The sequence below is a fragment of the Pantoea conspicua genome, assembly GCF_002095315.1.
Taxonomy (GTDB): Bacteria; Pseudomonadota; Gammaproteobacteria; order Enterobacterales; family Enterobacteriaceae; genus Pantoea; species Pantoea conspicua.
The window spans coordinates 1-23,749 of sequence record NZ_MLFN01000007.1 but is presented as its reverse complement, the minus strand read 5'-3'; the positions used below and the strand labels follow the sequence as shown (position 1 = coordinate 23,749).

General features: G+C 57.4%; 14 protein-coding genes and 4 pseudogenes. 14 read left to right on the top strand and 4 right to left on the bottom strand.

The window, feature by feature from the left end; translation table 11 throughout:
- Window positions 1-126 precede the first annotated feature (126 nt).
- On the top strand, window positions 127-465 hold the full coding sequence (gene glnB, locus HA41_RS04470; RefSeq protein WP_003848647.1) for a nitrogen regulatory protein P-II: 339 nt from the start codon (window positions 127-129) through the stop codon (window positions 463-465).
- A gap of 51 nt (window positions 466-516) precedes the next feature.
- Here glnB and hmpA read toward each other — a convergent pair whose 3' ends face one another.
- A complete protein-coding gene (gene hmpA / locus HA41_RS04465) occupies window positions 517-1,701 on the bottom strand; it encodes an NO-inducible flavohemoprotein (protein ID WP_094119809.1) in 1,185 nt (394 codons plus the stop codon).
- A 330-nt stretch (window positions 1,702-2,031) separates the two neighbouring features.
- On the opposite strand from hmpA, the pseudogene glyA reads away from it, so the two are divergent.
- Both glyA and HA41_RS04455 read left to right on the top strand, forming a co-directional pair.
- A pseudogene (gene glyA, locus HA41_RS04460) lies at window positions 2,032-3,284 on the top strand (serine hydroxymethyltransferase).
- A 128-nt stretch (window positions 3,285-3,412) separates the two neighbouring features.
- Window positions 3,413-4,561 (top strand): 3-phenylpropionate MFS transporter, encoded by a 1,149-nt coding sequence (locus HA41_RS04455; RefSeq protein WP_094119756.1) that lies wholly within the window; start codon window positions 3,413-3,415, stop codon window positions 4,559-4,561.
- On the opposite strand, the gene csiE is transcribed toward HA41_RS04455, so the two are convergent.
- Entirely contained in the window at window positions 4,543-5,811 is a 1,269-nt protein-coding gene (gene csiE, locus HA41_RS04450; protein WP_094119755.1) for a stationary phase inducible protein CsiE, read from the bottom strand. The two genes, HA41_RS04455 and csiE, sit on opposite strands and share 19 nt — an antisense overlap.
- A gap of 156 nt (window positions 5,812-5,967) precedes the next feature.
- On the opposite strand from csiE, the gene HA41_RS04445 reads away from it, so the two are divergent.
- The 3 genes and pseudogenes from HA41_RS04445 to HA41_RS04435 all read left to right on the top strand — a co-directional run bounded on the left by HA41_RS04445 (window position 5,968) and on the right by HA41_RS04435 (window position 8,777).
- Window positions 5,968-6,594, top strand: a complete 627-nt coding sequence (locus tag HA41_RS04445) for a DUF1007 family protein (RefSeq protein WP_094119754.1) — start codon at window positions 5,968-5,970, stop codon at window positions 6,592-6,594.
- Window positions 6,585-7,562 carry a nickel/cobalt transporter gene (locus HA41_RS04440; RefSeq protein ID WP_094119753.1) on the top strand — a complete coding sequence of 326 codons (978 nt, stop codon included), beginning with the start codon at window positions 6,585-6,587 and terminating at the stop codon, window positions 7,560-7,562. Before HA41_RS04445 ends, HA41_RS04440 begins: the two co-directional genes overlap by 10 nt.
- A 202-nt stretch (window positions 7,563-7,764) precedes the next feature.
- A pseudogene (locus HA41_RS04435) lies at window positions 7,765-8,777 on the top strand (hypothetical protein).
- 62 nt (window positions 8,778-8,839) lie between these two features.
- On the opposite strand, the gene suhB reads toward HA41_RS04435, so the two are convergent.
- A complete protein-coding gene (gene suhB, locus HA41_RS04430) occupies window positions 8,840-9,643 on the bottom strand; it encodes an inositol-1-monophosphatase (protein WP_031376258.1) in 804 nt (267 codons plus the stop codon).
- Between the two features lie 132 nt (window positions 9,644-9,775).
- On the opposite strand from suhB, the gene trmJ reads away from it, so the two are divergent.
- The 5 genes from trmJ (at window position 9,776) to sseB (ending at window position 14,667) form a co-directional block, all read left to right on the top strand.
- Window positions 9,776-10,528: a tRNA (cytosine(32)/uridine(32)-2'-O)-methyltransferase TrmJ gene (gene trmJ, locus HA41_RS04425; RefSeq protein WP_094119752.1), complete on the top strand. Its 753-nt coding sequence runs from the start codon at window positions 9,776-9,778 to the stop codon at window positions 10,526-10,528.
- 130 nt (window positions 10,529-10,658) lie between these two features.
- Complete coding sequence (gene iscR / locus HA41_RS04420) at window positions 10,659-11,156, top strand: Fe-S cluster assembly transcriptional regulator IscR (RefSeq protein WP_094119751.1); 498 nt, start codon at window positions 10,659-10,661, stop codon at window positions 11,154-11,156.
- 88 nt (window positions 11,157-11,244) lie between these two features.
- The gene (locus HA41_RS04415; RefSeq protein ID WP_094119750.1) at window positions 11,245-12,399 is read left to right on the top strand and encodes an IscS subfamily cysteine desulfurase; all 1,155 of its coding nucleotides are present in this window, start codon (window positions 11,245-11,247) and stop codon (window positions 12,397-12,399) included.
- A 169-nt stretch (window positions 12,400-12,568) separates the two neighbouring features.
- The gene (pepB, locus tag HA41_RS04410; RefSeq protein WP_094119749.1) at window positions 12,569-13,855 is read left to right on the top strand and encodes an aminopeptidase PepB; all 1,287 of its coding nucleotides are present in this window, start codon (window positions 12,569-12,571) and stop codon (window positions 13,853-13,855) included.
- A gap of 47 nt (window positions 13,856-13,902) precedes the next feature.
- Entirely contained in the window at window positions 13,903-14,667 is a 765-nt protein-coding gene (gene sseB / locus HA41_RS04405; protein WP_094119748.1) for an enhanced serine sensitivity protein SseB, read from the top strand.
- Window positions 14,668-14,700: 33 nt separating this feature from the next.
- Here sseB and sseA read toward each other — a convergent pair whose 3' ends face one another.
- The gene (gene sseA, locus HA41_RS04400) at window positions 14,701-15,543 is read right to left on the bottom strand and encodes a 3-mercaptopyruvate sulfurtransferase (RefSeq protein WP_094119747.1); all 843 of its coding nucleotides are present in this window, start codon (window positions 15,541-15,543) and stop codon (window positions 14,701-14,703) included.
- 145 nt (window positions 15,544-15,688) lie between these two features.
- Here sseA and HA41_RS04395 point away from each other — a divergent pair.
- From HA41_RS04395 to ndk, 3 genes and pseudogenes are all read left to right on the top strand, one after another.
- A pseudogene (locus tag HA41_RS04395) lies at window positions 15,689-20,580 on the top strand (alpha-2-macroglobulin family protein).
- Window positions 20,581-22,919 (top strand): annotated as a pseudogene (pbpC, locus tag HA41_RS04390) (peptidoglycan glycosyltransferase PbpC).
- Between the two features lie 175 nt (window positions 22,920-23,094).
- On the top strand, window positions 23,095-23,526 hold the full coding sequence (ndk, locus tag HA41_RS04385; RefSeq protein ID WP_003848684.1) for a nucleoside-diphosphate kinase: 432 nt from the start codon (window positions 23,095-23,097) through the stop codon (window positions 23,524-23,526).
- Window positions 23,527-23,749: the final 223 nt, after the last annotated feature.

Sequence of the window (23,749 nt, the reverse complement as noted above, 5' to 3'; positions counted from 1 at the left end):
ACGACTGAGGCTGCTGCAGATCGCAAAGAGTGATGCGGATTGCGGATATTCGCGCCCGGCAGCGCCAGCAACATTTATACTTGATAAACCCTTCCGACCACGGAGGGAGTGAGAAAAGGGTCAGACATGAAAAAGATTGATGCGATTATCAAACCATTCAAACTCGATGATGTACGTGAAGCCCTGGCTGAAGTCGGCATCACCGGCATGACCGTGAGTGAAGTGAAAGGGTTTGGCCGTCAGAAAGGCCACACCGAGCTCTATCGGGGCGCGGAGTATATGGTCGACTTTCTGCCGAAAGTAAAAATTGAAATGGTGGTCGGCGATGACATCGTCGATACCTGTGTGGAAACCATCATGCGCACCGCGCAGACCGGCAAAATTGGTGACGGTAAAATCTTTGTCTTTGACGTGGCGCGCGTGGTGCGCATCCGTACTGGCGAAGAGGATGAAGAGGCGATCTGAGTTCGCCGGATTAAAAAGCCCGCTGCGATGCGGGCTTTTTTTATGGCGGCATCACATGCCTTTATGCGGACCGAACAGTTCGTAATGGATGCGTGCATCCTCTACGCCGGCATCACGCAGCTGCGCGACCACATGCTGCATAAAACCCAGCGGGCCGCACAGATAGAACTGCGTCTGCGGCAACTGCAGGCGTGCCGCCATGGCCGTGACATCCATCAGCCCCTGCGCATCATACGTGCCGGCATCCTGCGGGGCGGGCTGACGATACCAGACCTGCGAAACGAAATCGCTGAGCTGTGCGCCGGTCGCTTTCACTTCGTCAGCAAAGGCGTGCTGCTCGCCATTTTCCGCGGCGTGCAGCCAGCTTACCGGGGCGCGCGAGTGGCGAGCCGCCAGCGCATGCAGCATCGCCAGCATCGGCGTCTGCCCGACACCGGCTGAGATCAGCGCCACCGGTGTCTCAGCGTCAGTCTGCAGGAAGAAGTCTCCGTGCGGTGCCGCCAGCTGCAACTCATCGCCCACTTTACCAGACTGATGAAGCCAGCCGGAGACCGTGCCCTGGGCGTCACGCTTCACTGCAATGCGGTAATCTTTGCCATTACTCAGGTTGGTCAGGGAGTATTGACGAATCTGATGATGTTCAAAGCTGGCTGGCTGCAGGTGAACCGTCAGGTACTGACCGGGCTCAAACGCTGCAACCGGGCCGCCATCGACCGGGGTAAAGGTGAAACTTTTGATTACCGCGCTCTGTTGTTCAATCGCGCTGATGCGGAAGGTTCGGGTACCGCGCCAGCCACCCGGCTGCTGCTCCGACGCCTGATAAATCTGTTCCTCACGCTGGATAAACACCTCTGCCAGTACACCGTAAGCGCGTCCCCAGGCCGCCAATACCTCTTCACCCGGATCGAGCAGCTCTTTAATGGTCGCCAGTAAGTTTTCGCCAACGATAGCGTACTGTGCGGGCTGAATATTCAGGCTGGTATGCTTCTGCGCAATCTTTTCCACTGCCGGCAGCAGCACCGCCAGATTTTCCAGGTTAGCCCCGTAAGCGCAGATCGCATTAAACAGCGCTTCCCGCTGAGCGCCGTTGCGCTGGTTATTCATGTTGAAGACGTTTTTCAGTTCGGGGTGGTGCGACAACATGCGGTCATAAAAGTGGGCGGTAAGTTTTGGGCCGCAGGCCGCAATAGCAGGCAGCGTCGATTTAACGGTGGCGATGGTTTGTGCATCAAGCATAGGAAGAACCTCACAGGTAAAGTTGCATTTTAAATGCATCTTATAGCCCGATACGCTGCGCTGTAAATAACCGGACCCCATTTCCGGGCATTCAGCTGGCAACTTTTCAGTGCAGGATGCCTCCCTCGCTGTCACATTTTCAGGAAAAATCGTGCGGCGGTTTCGCCGCAAAAAAAGCGTAAAAATCCCGTTCCGCTGCCCGGCCAATCGTTTGCGTAAAAAGAGGGGATTCACCCTACCTTCACCTGATAAAACGGTTTACACTGTGGGCCTTCGCCCCGGTGGGGCTTAAACTGCCGTTAAAAAAGTTAGCTGAGTCAGGAGATGCGGATGTTAAAGCGTGATATGAACATTGCCGATTATGATGCCGAGTTGTGGCAGGCGATGGAGCAAGAGAAAGTGCGTCAGGAAGAGCACATTGAACTGATTGCTTCTGAAAACTACACCAGCCCGCGCGTTATGCAGGCACAAGGTTCTCAGCTCACCAACAAATACGCCGAAGGTATCCGGGCAAACGCTACTACGGCGGTTGTGAATATGTTGATATCGTTGAGCAGTTAGCGATTGACCGTGCCAAAGAACTGTTTGGTGCCGATTACGCTAACGTGCAGCCGCACTCCGGTTCGCAGGCAAACTTCGCGGTTTACACCGCGCTGCTGCAGCCTGGTGACACCATCCTCGGCATGAACCTGGCCCACGGCGGTCACCTGACGCATGGCTCACCGGTTAACCTCTCTGGCAAACTCTACAATGTGGTCGCTTACGGTATCGATGAAACCGGTAAGATTGATTACGACGAGCTGGCTGAACTGGCCAGAACGCATAAGCCAAAAATGATTGTTGGCGGTTTCTCTGCCTATTCCGGCGTCTGTGACTGGGCAAAAATGCGTGAAATCGCCGATAGCGTCGGTGCCTGGCTGTTCGTTGATATGGCGCACGTCGCCGGTCTGATCGCCGCTGATGTCTACCCAAGCCCGGTGCCACATGCGCACGTCGTCACCTCGACCACCCACAAAACCCTGGCGGGCCCGCGTGGCGGCATCATCCTGGCGAAAAACGGTGACGAAGATTTCTATAAGAAACTGAACTCTGCGGTCTTCCCTGGCGGCCAGGGCGGTCCTCTGATGCACGTGATTGCCGGTAAAGCGGTCGCCTTCAAAGAGGCGATGGAGCCGGAATTCAAAACCTACCAGCAGCAGGTAGCGAAAAATGCCAAAGCGATGGTCGAGGTGCTGCTCGCGCGCGGCTACAACATCGTTTCTGGCGGCACCCATAACCATCTGTTCCTGATCGATCTGGTGAGCAAAAACCTGACCGGTAAAGAAGCGGATGCCGCGCTGGGCCGTGCCAATATCACGGTAAACAAAAACAGCGTACCTAACGATCCGAAGAGCCCGTTTGTTACCTCGGGTATTCGTATCGGTACCCCAGCCGTGACGCGCCGTGGCTTCAACGAAGCGGACGTCCGTGAACTGGCGGGCTGGATTGCTGATGTGCTGGATAACATCAACGACGAAGCGACCATTGAGCGCACCAAACAGAAAGTGCTGGAAATCTGCAGCCGTCTGCCGGTCTATGCTTAACCGCTAACCCGTTGTGAAAGCGCATAAAAAGGATGGCTGATGCCATCCTTTTTTATTGCCTGAAACAGGGCGCTCTGCCAGAGTAGCGTCCACTCTTGCTGCCATGCAGCACTCTTGCTGGAGGGAATATGGCGATCGGCTCCGCCAGATGGCTCGGATTGGGCTACTTCACTTACTTCTTCTGTTATGGCATCTATCTGCCCTTCTGGGGCGTATGGCTGAAAGGCACCGGCCTCGATGCGGAAAAAATTGGTCTGCTGCTGGGCTGTGGCATGGTGGCGCGCTTTGTCGGCAGCCTGCTGATCGCCTCGCAGGTAAAAAATCCGGCGCAGTTAATTACCGCACTTCGCCTGCTGGCACTGATGACCTGTCTGTTCGCCATCGGCTACTGGGTCGGGCAGCAGTGGATGTGGCTGCTGGCGGTGATGATTGGCTTCAACCTGTTTTTCTCACCGCTGGTGCCGCTGAGTGATGCGCTCGCCGCCACCTGGACGCAGCAGATTGGCCTGGCATACGGGCCGGTACGGTTGTGGGGATCGCTGGCGTTTGTCATCAGTTCGGCACTGACTGGCGTGCTGGTCAGCGTTTACTCCTCACAGGCGATATTGCTGTTGCTGTCAGTCGGCGCGCTCAGCATGCTGGCGGGCATGATGCTCAGGCCAGCGACCCATCCGCAGGGCAATGAACGTCAGGGCGCCACTGGCGGCGGCTGGGCGGTCTGGCGGGATTTGCTGCGCGAGAATGCGGTCTGGCGCTTTATGCTGTGCGTGACGCTGCTGCAGGGCGCACATGCGGCCTATTACGGCTTCAGTGCGATCTGGTGGCAGGAGAGTGGCTATTCCGCCTCGACGGTGGGCTATCTCTGGTCGCTGGGAGTGGTGGCGGAGATTATTGTTTTTGCGCTCAGTAACCGGCTGTTCCGCCGCTGGAGCGCGCGCGATCTGCTGCTGCTGTCGGGCATTTGCGCCCTGATTCGCTGGAGCCTGCTGGGTGCCAGTACCGCGCTGCCGCTGCTGATTGTGGCGCAGATCCTGCACTGCGGCAGTTTCACCGTCTGCCATCTGGCGGCGATGCGTTTTATTGCTGCACGCCAGGGCGCAGAAGTCATCCGGCTGCAATCACTCTACTCCGCGCTGGCGATGGGCGGGGGCATTGCGGTGATGACCATGATTTGTGGCGTACTCTTTACCCATCTGCAGGGGCATCTGTTCTGGGTGATGGCGCTGGTGGCGCTGCCTGCGCTGTTCCTGCGTCCGCGTTACGACTCAAGCAAATAACGGATACGCTGCTGATGATGTGCCGTCAGCGGCAGTTCCGCATGGATCAGCGGCGGTGAGAACAGCGGCAGGGAGGTCGCATAAGGGGAAATAATCAGGTCAACCTCGCGCGGCGCGCCATCGCGCTGAAAACTGCTCACCTGCTGGTAGGTGATATTGATCGGCAGCAGAGTGATTTCACGGATCTGCTGCTCGACATCCTGCTCCAGCTGCGGATCTTCGCCGGTCAGTATCAGTACCTGCTTCTCCTGCAGCGCATTTTCCTGCATCAGCCAGGCACCAAATATCACCGTAATCAGGCTCACCTCTTCCGGTGTAAAGGCGATCTGGTATTCATACTCAAAGGCACGCAGCGCCAGCTGGGTGGTGCGCAACAGGCGAGGGTAGAGGCGGCTGACATCCAGCGCCACGCTGTTGTCGATACCGATGATGAAGTGGGTGCGATCCAGCGCCTGGGCCAGATGGGTATAGAGCTGGCGCAGCAGATCGTCGCGGTCGGCGAAGGTCACTGACGCACACTCCTCAAAATCGGCAATCAGCTGCACCGTTGCCGCCATTAAGCGCTGCTCGCAGGGATGACGGACGCGCTCGGCAGCCGGGGTATGAATCAGGCTGAACAGCAGCGTCCAGAAATCGGTTTCGCTGATATGCGGTGCCAGATGGCAGCGTTTACGCCAGTGATGGATCACCGCCTCAGCGGCCCGGCGCTCCACCTTGTGCTGCAGCCAGATGCGCTGCGCATCGCTGAACAGTGCCGGCTGGCGCTGGCAAAGACCATATTTCATAAAGATCTGCAAAAAAAGCCGATCGCGCTCGCTGAAGTCGCGGCCCAGCCGCAGGCCACAATGCTGAATTAATGCCTGCAGATTGGTTTCATCATACAGCGCCTTCTCAATCTTCATTACTTTCAGGCGCTGACGTAACGGAGCGGCAAAATGCTCACAGACGAAATCCTGCGATAACCGCAAACTGCGTCGCAGGTTGTGCAGCAAACAGAGGCGCCGATCCAACTCTGTACCATGAAGACGAAAGCTGCCATCTACCATCTGGTGCAGTTCCAGCTGGTGGTACCGCTGTATCTCGTTACCCACTTCCGCGATATCCTGTCGGGCAACCGCAGGATCCACGCCATTTAACTGACAGACTTTTTCAAGCGTGAGCACGGGAGTCGGCAGAAACAGCAGTAGTAAAAGATGGCACTGACGCTGTGAACGGGTGAAGAGTGGTACCAAAGGGGTAGCAGAACTCATCAATCAGATTTCCAGCAGGCTATTTTGAGCTAAGAATAGCTAACCTCATCAGTCCCGGTGTGGGTCAGGCGGATTTTTTAGTCAGAGGTTTAAGGCGGGTCACAAAATTTTGTTACTTATAGATTCTTTTCAACGGGAACGTTACTTTATAACATTATGAAACGTACACGCTTTGCATTACTGATGGTATTAAGTCCGGCTGCGCTGGCGCATCCACACAGTTTCATCGATATGAAAACGGAGCTGGTGGCAAAAGAGGATACCTTCACCGGGTTAAAAATGACCTGGACCATGGATGAGATCACCTCGGCCGACCTGCTGTATGACGCGGGACAAGCGAAACCGGGAAGCGTGGTATGGAAGAAGCTGGCAGCGGGCGTGATGGCTAACGTGCTGGGCCAGCACTACTTTTCAGAAATCTGGCATAACCAACAGCGGGTGAAGTTTTTGAATCTGCCAACCGAATACAATCTGTCGCGTAACGGTCATAAAGCGGTGCTTGAGTTTATTCTGCCGCTGGCGGAACCGCCGGTGCTGACCGGGCAGCGCTTTGAGATCCTCACGTTCGATCCGACCTATTTCGTCGATATGTTTTATGACAATGCCCGCGCCCTGACGCTGCCACCCGCGCTACAGCAACGTTGTAAGTTTACGCTTAACACGCCAAAGCCCAACGACTCACTGAAACAGTATGCCTTGTCGCTGGATAAAGCCGATGCCCCGGCAGAAGAGCTCGATTTAGGACGGCAGTTTGCCCAGACGGTGATACTCACATGTCAGTGATCGCTACCCCGCAACGCACCTCGCGTCTCTGGCCGCTCTGGCTGCTGGCGGCGCTGTTACTGGCTGGCGGCACGCTCATCTGGCTTAACTGGTCGCAAATTCTGCTGCAAAGCGTGTTGTGGCAAAAAGATCTGCATCGACAGATGACCCAGCTGTTACAGCAGGTCGCTGAACGGCCACAGCAGGCGGGACTGACGCTGGTGCTGTTCAGTCTGTTGTATGGCGTGCTGCATGCGCTGGGACCGGGTCACGGCAAAGTGGTGATTACCACTTTCCTGGCCACCCATCCGGCCAGAGTGAAAACCAGCATCAGACTGACGCTGCTCGCCTCGCTGTTACAGGGGTCGGTGGCTATCGCGCTGGTCACGGTGATGCTGGTGCTGCTGCAGACCTCATCGCGCCAGCTGCATCTCAGTAGTTTCTGGCTTGAGAAGGGCAGTTATCTGCTGGTGATCGGACTGGGGATCTGGACCGGTTATCGCGCGCTGCGATCGCTGTGGCAGGCGTTGCGCCCGCGCCCGGCCATCGTCATTCGGGCGCTCCATCCTGAGCATCAGCATGATGCGCACTGTGGATGCGGTCATGCACATCTGCCGTCGCCACAGCAAATGAACGATGCGGTAAGCGCGAAAACCCAGTGGCTGGTGGTGGTATCAATGGGGCTCCGTCCCTGCTCCGGCGCGATCATGATGCTGCTATTTGCCAAAGTGATCGGTGTGTATGCCTGGGGCGTGTTATCAGCCGCCGTGATGGCGTTGGGTACCGCGCTGACGATCTCGGCCATTGGTTTGCTGGTGCAGCGCGCCCGAATGGTGGCACAGCGGCTGACACAATCCCGTCAGCGCGGACAGGCGCATCTGCTGTTACCTTTGCTGGCCCTGGCTGGCAGCCTGATTTTAATTATGGCCGGCATCGCACTATGGCAATCAGCACAACCTGCCTTTAGCGGCGGTATTCGGCCTTTATGATGTTAAAACGCAGCGGGAATTAAATTGCCGCTGCTAGCACATCTTCGCTAACTTCTTTAATTTCAGATTTTTATTTTTTTCTCGCACTGCGACGGTGGTAAAATGACTCTTCACTGTCTACGCTGTTATTACCAAAACGGCATTCTGTGCCGGGATGAAAAAAACCAAAGCACCTTTCTGTCTGTTGCGAGGAGAATATTTCATGGCTGATACCCGTATTAATAATGGCTATACCGAAACGCTGGCAACCGGGCCATCGGGATTACCGCTAAAACGTATTTCCTGGAGCGCGGTTTTTGCGGGGTAATTTGCGCGTTGATTGTTCATATCATATTGACCCTGCTGGGAACCGCTATTGGCGCGACCACTGTTGATCCGATGAAGGAGCAAAATCCATTAGACGGTCTGGGTACCGGCGCACTGGTCTGGACGGCAATTGAAATGCTGGTGGCAATGGCGGCCGGTAGCTACGTTGCGGGTCGTCTGGCACAGCGCGAAGGCGCACTGCACGGCTTACTGATGTTTGGCCTGAGTACAATTTTCACTATTTATCTGGCGATTGCGCTGGCAAGTAGCGTATTGGGCGGCGCGATGAATATTGTCGGTTCCGGTTTTCAGGCATTAGGTAGCGGTATTTCCGCTGCTGCGCCATCGGTTACCCAAATGGCGAAAGATAAATTGCAGGAAAGCAATATTAATTTAAATGATCTGCAGAGTGAGCTGGAAACTACCCTGCGCCAGACTGGCAAGCCGGAATTACAGCCTGAGAATTTAAAACAGGATGCAAATAACGAAGCGCAGAATGCCGAGAACCAGGCTAACAATACCGTTAACCATCCTCAGACGGCGGATACCGATCTGACTAACTGGCTAAAAGGGGTGATGGATCGTCATTCAGATACATTGCAGGCTGCCGATCGTGATGCGCTGAAAAATATTATTAAAGCGCGTACCGGTAAAAGCGATCAGGAAGTGGATCAGATCGTTGCGCAGACTGAACAGAGTTATCAGCAGGCGGTACAGAAATATCAGGAACTGAAGCAGCAGGCAGAGCAGAAAGCACGTGAAGCCGCAGAGAAAGCTGCTGCAGCCACGGCGAAAGCCAGTTGGTATGCGCTGATTCTGTTGATTATCGAAGCGGTGCTGGCCGGCGTGATGGGCATGGTGGGTCGTCGTACCCAGCCTCGTCAGGTGTTGTCACACGAACGTCGTTAATTCACGCTAACATCAGGCAATAAAAAAGGCGGCTAATAAGCCGCCTTTTTCTCTGCTGTCACTTAGCGCTTTAACGCTTCGCTCAGCTCTTCACGCATGTTTGACAGCATCGCTTTCACCACTCGTGGGTTACCAGCAACGATGTTACCGGAATGCAGATAACCGTGGTTACCGGTGAAGTCAGTGACCAGGCCACCCGCTTCACGCACCAGCAGTTCACCGGCCGCAAAATCCCACGGCTTCAGGCCAATCTCAAAATAGCCATCAACGCGACCGGCAGCAACATACGCCAGATCCAGCGCGGCTGAACCGGTACGACGGAAATCGGCGCACTGGGTAAACAATTTGGTGAGGATGTTCATATAGGCAGGCGCATGCTGCTTCAGCTTGAACGGGAAGCCCGTCGCCAGAATGGTGCCATCCAGGTCGCGAGCGATGCTACCGCGCAGACGGTATCCGTTGAGCTGAGCGCCCTGGCCGCGTACGGCACTGAACAGTTCATTACGCATTGGATCGTAAACCACCGCCACTTCAGTGCGGCCTTTAATGCGCACGGCGATGGAAACAGCAAAGTGGGGCAGGCGTTTGATGAAGTTGGTGGTGCCATCCAGCGGATCGATAACCCATTGAATGTCCTGATCCTCACCCGCCAGTTCACCGCTTTCTTCGGTGATGATGGTATGTTTCGGGTAAGATTTACGAATCACTTCGATAATCAGGCGTTCTGCTTCACGGTCAACATTCGTTACGAAGTCGTTGCTGCCTTTCTGGCTGGCTTCGACAGCGTCCGGGGTTTCATAATTCTTGGCAATTAAATTTCCGGCCTTGCGCGCTGCGCGCACGGCAATGTTGAGCATTGGATGCATCGGTATCTCTCGCTGGATGTTAAAGAACGGGGAAAACGGCGCGGAGTATAGCAGTGTGTTCGGTAAATGTCCTGCTTTATGTTAGCATTCACACCACTGATTTTACTGACCCGTTGCTGAGTATCCTCAATAATGCTGCAAAATATCCGTATCGTGCTGGTTGAAACCTCTCACACCGGCAACATGGGCTCCGTCGCCCGCGCCATGAAAACCATGGGCCTGACCAACCTTTATCTGGTTAACCCACTGGTGAAACCCGATTCACAGGCGATTTCCCTCGCCGCCGGTGCCAGCGATGTGATTGGCGACGCTAAAATCGTCGATTCGCTGGACGAAGCTATCGCGGGCTGTAGCCTGGTGGTCGGCACCAGCGCCCGTTCCCGTTCGCTGCCGTGGCCGATGCTGGATGCGCGCGAATGCGGCGTGAAAAGTGTGGAAGAGGGCCAGCAGGCGCCGGTGGCGCTGGTGTTTGGTCGTGAGCGCGTCGGCCTGACCAATGAAGAGCTGCAAAAGTGCCATTACCATGTTGCCATTCAGGCCAACCCGGAATACAGCTCGCTGAACCTGGCAATGGCGGTACAGATTATCGCCTATGAAGTGCGAATGGCCTGGCTGCAGGCGCAGGAACAGGCCAGCCCGCAACCGCAGTATGCGGAATCGCCCTATCCACTGGTGGATGACCTTGAGCGCTTCTATCAGCATATGGAGCAAATGATGCTGAACAGCGGCTTTATCCGCGAAGCCAATCCGGGTCAGGTGATGAGTAAACTGCGTCGTCTCTATACCCGTGCCCGCCCGGAACGCGATGAACTAAACATCCTTCGCGGGATGCTTTCGTCGTTTGAAAAGCGAAAAAACGAGAAGAAAGAAGAAGATAATAGTTGAGTAAAATACCAGGTTAAATACTTGAGTGTTTTACCTGGTTAAATAGTTGACCAAATTACTCGGGAATGTCAGACTTGCCAGCATCTTTTGCAAATCCTCCGATAACCGGACGCTATTGAGGTCGTACGCTATGAGACTGACATCTAAAGGACGTTATGCCGTAACTGCTATGCTGGACGTTGCCCTTCACTCCCATGAAGGTCCGGTTCCGCTGGCTGATATTTCTGAACGTCAGGGCATTTCGCTGTCGTATCTCGAGCAGTTATTCTCCCGATTGCGTAAAAATGGCTTAGTCTCCAGCGTACGCGGTCCGGGCGGCGGTTATCTGTTAGGTAAAGAGTCAAATGCCATCGCGGTCGGTGAAGTGATCACCGCAGTTGATGAGTCGGTTGACGCCACCAAATGCCAGGGTAAAGAAGGCTGCCAGGGCGGCGAGCGTTGCCTGACCCACGTCCTGTGGCGCGATCTGAGTGTGCGTATCAGTGACTTCCTGAACAACATTACACTGGCTGAGCTGGTGAATAATCAGGAGATCCTTGACGTGGCCGATCGTCAGAACGCCAATGACAATCGTCGCTTCCAGAGCCCACGCGTTCAGGAAATCAACGTCAATCTGCGCGCCTCGTAATCCCCGCTGTTGCGGCCCTAACTGCTAACGCGGGCAGGGCCGAATCTGCTATAAAGACGTATGATTTTTTATACGGAGCTGTAGCGCAATGAAATTACCGATTTATCTGGATTATGCCGCCACCACGCCGGCCGATCCGCGTGTGGCCAGCAAAATGATGCAGTTTCTGACGCTGGATGGCACGTTCGGTAATCCAGCCTCCCGTTCTCACCGTTTTGGCTGGCAATCTGAAGAAGCGGTCGATGTGGCGCGCAATCAGGTGGCCGAACTGGTCAATGCCGATCCGCGTGAAATCGTTTTCACCTCGGGCGCTACCGAATCTGACAATCTTGCGATTAAAGGCGCAGCCCACGCTCATCAGGCGCGCGGCAAACATATCATCACCAGCCAGACTGAACACAAAGCGGTGCTCGACAGCTGCCAGCAGCTGGCGCAGGAAGGCTTTGATGTGACTTACCTGAAACCGGCCGCCAGTGGCATTATCAGCCCTGAGATGCTGCGTGACGCCCTGCGCGACGACACCATTTTAGTCTCGATCATGCACGTCAATAATGAAATCGGGGTGATTCAGGATATCGCCGCGTTTGGTGAGTTGTGCCGCGAACGCGACATTCTGTTTCATGTGGATGCCACCCAAAGCGTCGGCAAACTGCCGATCAATCTCAGCCTGTTACCGGTCGATTTAATGTCCTTTTCTGCCCACAAACTTTATGGTCCGAAAGGGATCGGTGCGCTCTATGTACGTCGCAAACCGCGCGTGCAGATTGCCGCCCAGATCCACGGCGGTGGGCATGAGCGGGGCATGCGTTCGGGTACGCTGCCGGTACACCAGATTGTCGGGATGGGCGAGGCCTACCAGATTGCGGCACAAGAGCGTGAAACTGAGATGGCGCGCCTGCACAGCCTGCGCGACCGGCTGTGGCAGGGTATCAGTACGCTGCCGGGCGTGACGCTTAACGGCGACCTGCAACGCAGCGCGGCCAATATCCTTAACCTCAGTTTCGCCGATGTTGAGGGTGAATCGCTGATCATGGCGCTGAAAGATCTGGCGCTCTCCTCCGGTTCGGCCTGTACGTCGGCCAGCCTGGAGCCCTCTTATGTGCTGCGGGCGCTGGGTGTCAGTGAAGAGCTGGCGCACAGTTCGCTGCGGTTTTCGCTCGGCCGTTTTACCACCGAAGAAGAGATCGATTACGCCATTGCGCTGGTGCAGAAATCAGTAACGCGTCTGCGCGCCCTGATGTAACCGGCATCTTACCGGGCTGATTCTGGAAACGGCGCCATTATTTGCGCTACGCTGGCATCCTCTGACGGAATCTGTTATCAGGACTGTCTGCATCTTGCATGTAACATCTTATTAAATCCGCTTTAACAATCGGGCTGGATGAAACGAATAACGTCTATGGAGCTTCGCGATGACCACACAACCGATGAACATCACTCTTAGCAGCCAGCCCGCCGATGCGCGCTGGGGCGAAAAAGCCATCCTGAGCAGCAACGACAGCGGGATGACGCTGCACCTGACCGGCGCCGATGCGCTGATGACCATTCAGCGTGCCGGCCGCAAACTGGATAGCCAGGGCATCCGCCACGTGGCGCTGGCCGGTGAAGGCTGGCATCTTGAGCAGTGCTGGGCGTTCTGGCAAGGCTACCGCGGTCCGAAAGGGCAGCGTCAGGTTGAGTGGCCGACGCTGGGCGAGCATGAGCAGGCGGAGTTTGATCGTCGTCTGAAAATTATCGACTGGGTACGCAACACCATCAACCTGCCGGCCGAAGAGCTGGGGCCGGAACAGCTGGCGCACACCGCTATCGATCTGATCAGCGAAGTGGGCGGCAGTGCCGTCAGCTATCGCATCACCAAAGGTGAGGATCTGCGGGTACAGGGGTATATGGGCCTGCATACGGTGGGACGCGGCTCCAGCCGTCCGCCGGTGCTGCTGGCGCTGGACTTCAATCCAACCGGTGACGACAGCGCGCCGGTTTACGCCTGCCTGGTTGGTAAAGGTATTACCTTCGACACCGGTGGCTACAGCATGAAGCAGAGCAGCTTCATGGATTCGATGAAGTCCGATATGGGCGGCGCAGCCACCGTGACCGGTGCGCTGGCGATGGCCATCTCGCGCGGTCTGAACAAACGCGTCAAACTTTACCTCTGCTGCGCCGATAATATGGTCAGCAGCAACGCCTTCAAACTGGGCGATATCATTCGCTATCGCAACGGCAAATCGGTGGAAGTCATGAACACCGATGCCGAGGGCCGTCTGGTACTGGCTGACGGCTTAATCGACGCCAGCGAGCAACAACCGACGCTGCTGATCGATGCCGCTACCCTGACCGGTGCCGCCAAAACCGCACTGGGCAATGATTACCACGCGCTGTTTACCTTTGATGAGGTACTGGCGCAGTCGCTGATGGGCAGCGCGGTCAGTGAGAACGAGCCGTTCTGGCGTCTGCCGCTGGCTGAGTTCCATCGCAGCCATCTGCCGTCTAACTTTGCCGATCTCAATAATATCGCCAGCCCGGCACATGCGGCCGGTGCCAGCAGCGCGGCGGCGTTCCTCTCTTATTTCGTCAGCAACTACCAGCAGGGCTGGCTGCACATCGATTGTTCAGCGACCTACCGCAAAAGTGCGGTCGATCAGTGGGCGGCAGGTGCCACCGGCCTCGGCGTACGTACCCTTGCCAACCTGTTACTGAAATAAGCGTTATTCCGCGGTGGCGTATGCCGCCGCATTTTTAGAGAGTGAATATGAACCGTCTTGAAGAGGTGCTGAAGCTGGCGGCTACCGAGCCTGCTCACCGGCCCGAATTTTTTCAACTGCTGCTGGAATCGGACGTCTGGGTGCCGGGCGAAAGCACGGCGCAGCAACTTGATGCCAGCACGCCGGTGGATCTGCAGCACTGGGAAAAAGAGGATGGCAGCAGCATCATTCCGTTTTTCAGTTCAGAACAGGCGATGAGCGACGCGGTCAGCACTGAGCAGGCTTATCTGCGTCTGCCGGTGCGCACGCTATTTGAAATGACCCGCGGCGAAACGCTGTTTCTCAATCCTAAATTACCGACCGGCAAAGAGTTCTCGCCTGCCGAAATCACCCATCTGCTGGCGGAAGAGGGCAGCGCCCTGAGTCAGCAAACGGTGCTGGAAGGCGGGCAGTCGCTGCTGTTGTCTGAAGTAGCTGAACCGCCCGCGCAGATGGTTGACTCGCTGACCCAGCTGTTCAGCAAATATAAACAGGTGCGTCGTGCGTTTATCGCCAGCATCCGTGAGCGGGCCGATGAAGCGCCGAACCTGCTGATTGGTATTGAAGCGGACAGCGATATTGAGGCGATCATTCAGGCGGCGGGCAGCGTAGCGATGGATACGCTGCCGGACGATGCGCCGGTGGATCTGTGCGAAGTGACGGTGGAGGATCGCGGCATCAGCCACTTCTTTACCGCCCACATTACGCCGTTCTATGAGCGCCGCTGGGGCAGTTTCCTGCGTGACTTTAAAGGCAGCGAACGGATACTCTGATGAAAAAAGAGCGGCGCAATGGCCGCTCTTTTTTTACTTCGCAATCGGCAGGTCGTCGCGGCTGCCCCATTCACTCCAGGAACCGTCGTAAATCGCCGTCTGACGTGCGCCCAGCGCGGTCAGCGCCAGAATCACCACCGCCGCCGTCACGCCCGAACCACAGCTCGCCACCACCGGTTTTTCCGGATCAACCCCGGCGCGGGTGAACAGATCGCGCAGCTCAGCCAGCGGTTTCAGTTCGCCATTGACCACCAGGCTGTTCCACGGCACATTCAGGCTATTCGGAATGTGACCGCGTAGCAGACCCGGGCGTGGCTCATCCACTTCGGCGTTGAAACGATTGGCCGCACGTGCATCGACAATCTGTGCGCCGCCTTCATGGCTGATCAGCAGGACATCGTTTAGCCGGCGGATCTGGCTTTCATCCGCACTGGCTTCAAATTCGCCTTCGGGCAGCGAGACCGGACCGGTTGCAACCGGATAACCGGCCGCTTTCCAGCCCTGCAGACCGCCTGCCAGAATCGAGACCTGCGCCACGCCAAAGAGGCGCAGCATCCACCAGGCGCGTGGCGCTGAGAACAGATTACCTTCGTCGTACACCACCAGATGCTTGTCGTTACTGATACCCAGCTCACGCATCGCCACGGCAAAACGCTCGGCGCGCGGCAGCATGTGTGGATAAGGGCTGGTGTGATCCGACAGTTCTTCAATATTGAAGAAAGGCGCATCGGGCAGATGGCCCGCCAGATATTCGCCATTCACATCCCGGAGCGTTTCCTGACCGACCGGCAGCATACGGGTGTCCAGCACCTGCAGCGTCTCATCGTTGTAATGTTCCTGTAACCAGTCGGCGGACACAAACAGTGGCGTCGTCATAACAACCTCATCTCAGTAATCTGTGCTGTTAGTGTCGGGCAATGCGGGCGCCATCTCAAGAGAAGCGTTGATTAAATGCGAGCATTGATATGAAATTGCGCAGCGTTACAAAACACTTCCTCTGGGACACGGTGAAGGATTTACCATGAAAAAACGCATTAACCCATTGCTGTTCAGCTTGCTGATCGGCGGCTCGCTGCTGGCACCTGCGGCTATTCCGGTTTTATCGGTCAGCGCGGCGGAAACCGCGGCCACCCATCAGGTCAGCAAACCGCTTGCGCTGCTCGACCTCTCTGAGCTTCAGCTCGATGGCGCAGCCGCGCTGGTATTAACCTTCAATCAGCCGCTGGATGATAAGCAGGATCTGACACAAAAAGTCAGGCTGATCGACGATAAACGGGGCCAGGTTGACGGCGCCTGGGAGCTGTCAGAGAACCGCAAAGCGCTGCGCTTTCGCCATCCGGAGCCGTCACGTCAGTTTACCGTGACGGTGGAACCGGGATTACGCGCCGCCAGCGGTGAGACGCTGCCCGCCGGCATCAGCAAAAAAGTGACCACCCGAGATATTGAACCGATGGTGGGCTTTGCCAGCCGTGGCTCACTGCTGCCGTTGCGCCTCACCCAGGGGTTACCGGTACTGGCCCTGAATGTCGATCAGGTTGATGTGGATTTTTTCCGGATAAAAAATGCGGGTCTGGCGGAATTCCTCTCGCAGTGGAACTACGGCAACAACCTCTCCAGCTGGCAGTCCCAGGAGCTGCTGAAAAGCAGCCAGCTGGTCTATACCGGACGTTTTGAACTCAACCCGGCGCGTAACACGCGTGAAAAAGTGCAACTGCCGATGCGCGACATTACCGCTCTTCAGCAGCCGGGTGTCTATCTGGCGGTGATGAAGCAAGCGGGTACTTATCGCTACAGCCAGCCCGCCACGCTTTTTACTCTGAGCGATATTGGCCTGTCACTGCATAGCTTCCCGACCCAATTCGAACTGTTCGCCCAAAGTCTGGCAAACGGTCAGCCGCTTTCCGGTGTCAGCGTCAGGTTACTGGATGAGAAAGGGCAGGTGCTGCAAAGCGGCACCAGTGACAGTAGCGGTCATCTGCGCCTGAAAGCGGATGAAAAAGGCAAGCTTCTGCTGGCAGTGCAGGGTGAGCAAACCTCGATGATCGACCTGGCGCGTCCGGCGCTGGATCTGGCTGAGTTCCCGGTCGCCGGGCCGCAGGGCTATGACAAACAGCTGTTTGTTTTTGGTCCGCGCGATATCTATCGTCCCGGCGAAACAGTGATCGTGAATGCGCTACTTCGTGATGCTGACGGACGCCCGTTACCCGCGCAGCCGATCAAAGCGGAGCTGGTGCAGCCCGACGGTCAGGTGATGCAGACTTTTGTCTGGCAGCCTGACGCCGGATTCTACCAGCAGCGACTGCCGCTGCCCGCCACCGCCATGACCGGTGACTGGATGCTGCGGCTCAATACCGGCGATAACCTCAAGCGCCAGTGGCATTTCCACGTCGAAGATTTTCTGCCGGAGCGCATGGCGTTAACCCTGAAAAACGACCCTCAGCCACAGGCCGCTGATGCCAGTGTTGAGTTCGGTATTGAGGGGCGCTATCTCTATGGCGCACCTGCCGCGGGTAACACGCTACAGGGTCAACTCTATCTGCGACCGGCACGCGAGGCGGTGACTGCCTTGCCGGGCTACCAGTTTGGTGATATCACCGAAGAGGGGTTAAAGCGCACGCTGGATGAGGTGGATCTCAAGCTCGATGCCAGCGGTAAAGCGCAGCTCACGGTAGAGAATCAGTGGGATCAGCTGCACTCCCCGCTCAACCTGATCCTGCAGGCCAGCCTGCTGGAGACCGGCGGACGTCCGGTCACCCGTCGTGCCACCCAGGCCATCTGGCCCGCTGAAGCGCTGCCGGGTATCCGGCCGCTGTTTGGTAACAAGGCGGTTTATGACTACCGCAGTGACAGCTATCACGATGAGCCGACCGTGCCGGAACAGAGCCTGGCCGAATTCGACATTGTCTATGCCAACAGTCAGGGCAAAAACTGGCGGCAGAGAAGCTGGATGTTCGCCTGATCCGTGAACGTCATGATTATTACTGGAGCTTCTCTGACAGCGAAGGCTGGCAGTCGCAGTATAGCGACAAGGATCTGCAGGAAGATGAACGCGCCATCTCTGTCCCGGCTGATGGCAGCACTAAAGTCAGCTTCCCGGTCGAGTGGGGCCACTACCGGCTCGAAGTGCAGGCGGGCGAGAAGATCGTCAGCAGCGTGCGGTTCCAGGCGGGTTATGACTGGCAGGATAATACCAATGGCACGGGTGCATTGCGCCCGGATCAGGTCAGACTGAAGCTGGACAAAGCCGCTTACCAGCCGGGCGATACCGTGCATCTGCAGGTTGAGTCACCGGCTGCCGGTAAGGGCTACCTGATGGTGGAGTCGAGCAGCGGTACCCTCTGGTGGCAGCCACTGACCGTTCCGCAGGGCGGCACCACGGTGGATGTTCCTGTTGCTGAGAGCTGGCGGCGTCACGATCTCTACTTCAGCGCCATTGTGGTGCGTGACGGCGATAAGGTCAGTGGCGCAACGCCAAAACGCGCGGTGGGGCTGTTGCATCTTCCGATGGCGACAGAGGCGCGCCGCCTGAACCTGACGCTGGATGCACCCGATAAAATCCGTCCCGAGCAGAACCTGACGGTCAGGGTTCACGCCAGTCGTGACGGTGGCCCGCTGCCTGAAAAATTAATGTGCTGCTGTCAGCGGTAGACAGCGGCGTATTGAGCGTGACGGATTTAAAACGCCCGATCCGTGGCAGGCGTTCTTTGGCCGTAAACGCTACAACGTTGATCAGTACGACGTCTTTGGTCAGCTGATCGAAGGCGGTGGCCGTCTGGCGGCACTGCGTTTTGGTGGCGATGGCGAAGATGAATCGATGACGCGCGGCGGTAAAAAGCCGGTAACGCACGTCAATATTGTGGCACAGCAGTTACAGGCGGTGACGCTGGATAAAGAGGGCAACGGCACAATCACGCTGCCAGTCCCGGCCTTTAACGGCGAACTCCGGCTGATGACCCAGGCCTGGAGCGACGACAGCTTCGGCGCAGCCGAACGCAAACTGATGGTCGCGGCGCCGCTGATCAGCGAACTGGCCACCCCGCGCTTCCTGGCCAGCGGCGATACGGCGTCACTGGCGCTGGATATCACTAACCTGACGGAGTTGCCGCAAACTCTGAAAGTGGATCTGAGCAGCAGTGGTTTAGTGGAGCTGGCCGGTGCTGCCAGCCAGAGCGTGACGCTGGCCAAAGGCGCACGGACCACAGTGCAGATTCCGGTCACGGCGAAAACCGGCTTTGGTGATGGCGAGGTCACCGTGCAGATTTCCGGTCTTAATCTGCCGGGTGAGCAGGTGAAGCCCAGCAAACAGCAGTGGAAAATCGGCGTCCGGCCACCTTATCCGGCCCGGACGCTGAACTTTGATGCCGTCATCAATCCCGATCAGCCCTGGCAGGTCGCGGCAGCGGCGTTTACTGGTCTGGATGCTCAGACCCTGAGTGGACAGCTGACGCTGAGCAATCGTCCGCCGCTGAACATCGCCAGCTATATCAGTGCGCTTTATGCCTATCCCTACGGCTGTCTGGAACAGACCACCAGCGGCCTCTGGCCGTCGCTCTACACCAGCCATGCTGAGCTGACCGCGATGGGGATAAAACCAGCAGTGATGAGGCGCGTCGGGCCACCGTCGACACCGGCATTGCCCGTCTGGCGGGCATGCAGCGGGCCAACGGCAGCTTCGGACTGTGGGACAAACAGAGTGAAGAGGAGTTCTGGCTGACGCCTTACGTGACGGACTTCCTGCTGCGTGCCAGCGAGGCGGGCTATGCGCTGCCGGATAACGTGGTTGATCGCGCTAACGCCCGACTGCTGCGCTATCTGCAGGATCCGACGCAGATCAGCGGTGGCAGCAGTGATAATAACGCAGCCCTGCAGTTCAGCGTTCAGGCTTACGCCGGACTGGTGCTGGCGCGTCAGCAGCGTGCGCCGCTGGGTGCGCTACGCGCATTGTATGAAAAGCGTGACAAATCCCGCTCCGGCCTGGCGCTGATGCAGCTTGGCGTGGCACTGAAGCTGATGGGTGACGGGCAGCGGTCACAGCAGGCGATTATGCAGGGTGCCAGTCTGACGCGCTCAGATAAAGAGTGGTATGGCGACTATGGCAGCACGGTGCGCGATCAGGGGATGATAATTGCCTTGTTAGCAGAAAATAAGCTGCAGCCTGATCTGCAGAATAGTCTGCTGCTGTCGCTGTCAAAAGAGGTCAAGGGCAAACGCTGGTTCTCTACTCAGGAGAATAACGCGCTCTATTTAGCGGCTCATACTCTGCAGCGTGCGCAGGCCGGAAGCTGGCAGGCGCAGCTGTCGGGCTATGCACAGCCTCTGCAGGGCGATGCGCCACTGAATAAAGGGCTGGCGGCTGAACGACTGTTGCAGGGCTTAGCCATCAGTAATCCGGGCAGTGCGCCGCTGTATGGTCGTCTGGATGTCACCGGTTATCCGCTGGCCGCGCCACAGCCGGAGAGCAATGTGCTCGGGATAAAACGTGAATACTTTACGCTGGATGGCAAAGCCGCCGATCTCAGCAATCTGCGCAGCGGCGAGTTGCTGGTGGTGCGTCTGACCGTTTCGTCGACGCGCAGCATCACCGATGCGCTGGTGGTGGATCTGCTGCCTGCCGGTCTGGAACTGGAAAACCAGAACCTGGCGGATAGCAGCGCCAGCCTCGGCGACAGTGCGGATGCGCTGAAGGAGAGCATGGGTGACATGCAGCAGGCAGACATCAGACACATTGAGTTCCGTGACGATCGCTTTGTGGCGGCACTGGCGGTGGATACTTATCGTCCCGCGACGCTGGTCTACCTGGCGCGGGCGGTCACTCCGGGTCGCTATCTGATGCCACCACCGCAGGTCGAGTCGATGTATGTGCCGGAGTGGCGCGCCACCGGCAGCACGCCGTCACAGTTGCAAATTCAGTAAGTGACGCGACGCGTGGTTAATGTCAGCAGCATCAAAAAGCGGTGGCTCGCGCTGCCGCTTTTTTTTCTGGCGCTGTGGCTGGCGATATGGGGGCTGGATCGGCTTTTCCCGCTGCCGCTTAAACAGGTGCAGCCTGCGCGGGTGATTGTTGCCAGCGACGGTACACCATTGTGGCGCTTTGCTGACAGCAAAGGGATCTGGCGCTATCCGGTGACGCCAGAGGAGGTGGCTCCGGCCTATTTGCAGGCGCTGCTGACCTATGAAGATCGCTGGTTCTGGTATCACCCCGGCATCAATCCGCTGGCTCTGCTGCGCGCCGCCTGGCAGGATCTGCGCCATCAGAGCGTGATTTCCGGCGGCAGCACCCTGACCATGCAGGTGGCACGCCTTATTGACCCGCGACCCGAACGCTACGGGGCAAGCTGATTCAGGCGTGGCGCGCGCTGCAACTGGAGTGGCATCTTTCTAAACGTGACATCCTGACGCTCTACCTTAACCGTGCTCCCTTTGGCGGCACGCTGGAAGGCGTAGGGGCGGCCAGCTGGAGCTGGCTGGGAAAAGCACCCTCGCAGCTGACGCCGGGTGAGGCGGCGTTACTGGCCGTTTTACCGCAGGCACCCAGCCGTCTGCGGCCTGATCGCTGGCCGGAGCGGGCGGAAGCCGCACGCAATAAAGTGCTGGATCGGCTGGCCGAATACCGCATCTGGTCAGCTGAACAGGTGGCTGAGATTCGTCAGGAGCCGGTGTGGCTGCCGCCGCGGCAGATGCCGCAGATGGCACCATTGCTGGCCCGGCGGCTGCTGTCGCTCAGCCGCAGCGATAAGATTGTCTCCACGCTGGACCCTTCTCTGCAGCGCGATCTGGAAAGTCTGGCGCTGAATGTTAAAAACCAGCTCCCGCCGCGCACCTCGCTGGCGATGCTGGTGGTGGATCACACCACCATGGCGGTTCGGGGTTATGTCGGCTCGGCTGACTTTACCGATGACAGCCGTTTTGGTCATGTAGATATGATCGCCAGCGTGCGCTCGCCAGGCTCGGTGTTAAAACCCTTTATTTACGGCATGGCGCTGGATGAGGGTCTGATTCATGCCGAATCACTGCTGCAGGATGTGCCGCGTCGTTTTGGCGATTACCGGCCAGGCAATTTTGACACCGGGTTTCACGGGCCGGTCAGCGCCAGCGAGGCGCTGGTGCGATCCCTGAATCTGCCTGCCGTACAGCTACTGGAGGCGCTGGGGCCAAAAAATGTTGCGGCACGTCTGCGCAATGTGGGCCTGAACTTACGTTTTCCGCCCGGCGCGGAACCTAATCTTTCGTTAATTCTTGGCGGCACCGGGGCGCGCATGGATGAGATCGTGGCAGCCTACAGCGCCTTTGCCCGTCACGGCAATGCCGGTCAGCTGCGCTGGATGCCCGATCAGCCTTTGCAGCAGCGGCGGCTGCTGTCGCCTGAGTCGGCGTGGATCATCCGGCGTATCCTGGCTGGCGAAGCGCAGCCTGCCGGTAATGGCGGTGTGCCCGATGTGGTGCCTCTGGCCTGGAAAACCGGCACCAGTTACGGTTATCGCGATGCCTGGTCGGTGGGCATCAATCCCCGTTATCTGATTGGCGTCTGGGTCGGGCGACCGGATGCCACCCCGGTTGCCGGGCAGTTCGGTTTTGCCTCTGCCGTGCCAGTCATGAATCAGATTAACAGCGTGCTGATGAGTCGCCTCGGCAGACGTGACGTGCCGGTCGACCCACGCCCGGCCTCGGTGACGGTGGCGACCATTTGCTGGCCTGGCGGTCAGCCGTTACCCGCCGGAGACGAGAATTGCCGTCAGCGACGGCAAAGCTGGGTCGCCGCGAACACGCTGCCGCCAACCCTGCTGGCTCCCGGCCAGGAGAGCCTCAGCGGGTTGCACATCGGCTACTGGCAGAATGCACAGGGGTTGCGCGTGGCAGCAGATTGCCCCAACGCCACTCGTCACGAGCGGCTGGTCTGGCCGCTGCCGCTGGAAGCCTGGCTGCCGCCTCACGAACGGCGGGCGCAACGCTTACCGCCTGCCGATACGCATTGTCCGCCGTTACAGCAGGGCAGTAGCGCACCGCTGATCGTCACCGGCGTGATTGAGGGACAAATCGTCAAACTGCTGCCAGGCAATGGCTCGCTGGTCATCCCGGTGGCGGTTCAGGGAGGGCAGGGCGCACAGCGCTGGTGGTTCCTGAATGGTGAGCCTCTGATGACGCAAAACGCCGCGGATAATCTGTCGCTGCATCTTGATCATCCGGGGGAGTATCAGCTGGTGGTGATGGATGAAGCGGGCCAGCTCGCCTCCGTCACCTTCAGCCGGCTGTGATGCTTTTCTGCGCTAAATCAGAGTTGCGGCCGCTTTGCTCCGATTCAGATCAAGATTTTTCAATAAATTGCGGATCTCTGATAGGCAACGCCAGACTCTGCCCCTATAATCGGCGCCGTTTCTTAGCCGGGGCGTGCGCCTCCGGTTTCTTCAGGACGTCAAGACAGAGGTCATCATGGCAATCGAACGTACTTTTTCTATCATCAAGCCAAACGCCGTCGCTAAAAACGTGATCGGTGCCATCTACAACCGTTTTGAAAGCGCAGGCTTCAAAATCGTTGGCGCAAAAATGCTGCAGCTGAGCAAAGAGCAGGCTGAAGGTTTTTACGCTGAGCATCAGGGCAAGCCATTCTTCGACGGTCTGGTTGAATTTATGACCTCTGGCCCGGTTGTGGTTTCTGTGCTGGAAGGTGAAAACGCCGTTCAGCGTCACCGTGACCTGATGGGTGCTACTAACCCGGCAAACGCGCTGGCTGGCACGCTGCGTGCTGACTACGCTGACAGCTTCACCGAGAACGCGACCCACGGTTCAGATTCTGCAGAATCTGCTGCCCGTGAAATCGCTTACTTCTTCGGCGAAAACGAAATCTGCCCGCGTACCCGTTAATCGCCTGGCGATAAACCACCGGCTGACTTTACAAAAATCTGCCTGAGGGAGGCGACTCCCGCCTGTTATCAGGCCGCAGATGTTGTACAATATTGCGCCTTCATTGACTCCGCTTAATGAAGGCGCAATTTTTTACCTATTCCTGAACAGCGCCATAACGTGTAACAACGAGGCCAGAGAACATTATGTCTGAACAGATTGTGACGCCCGCGTCCGCATCCCC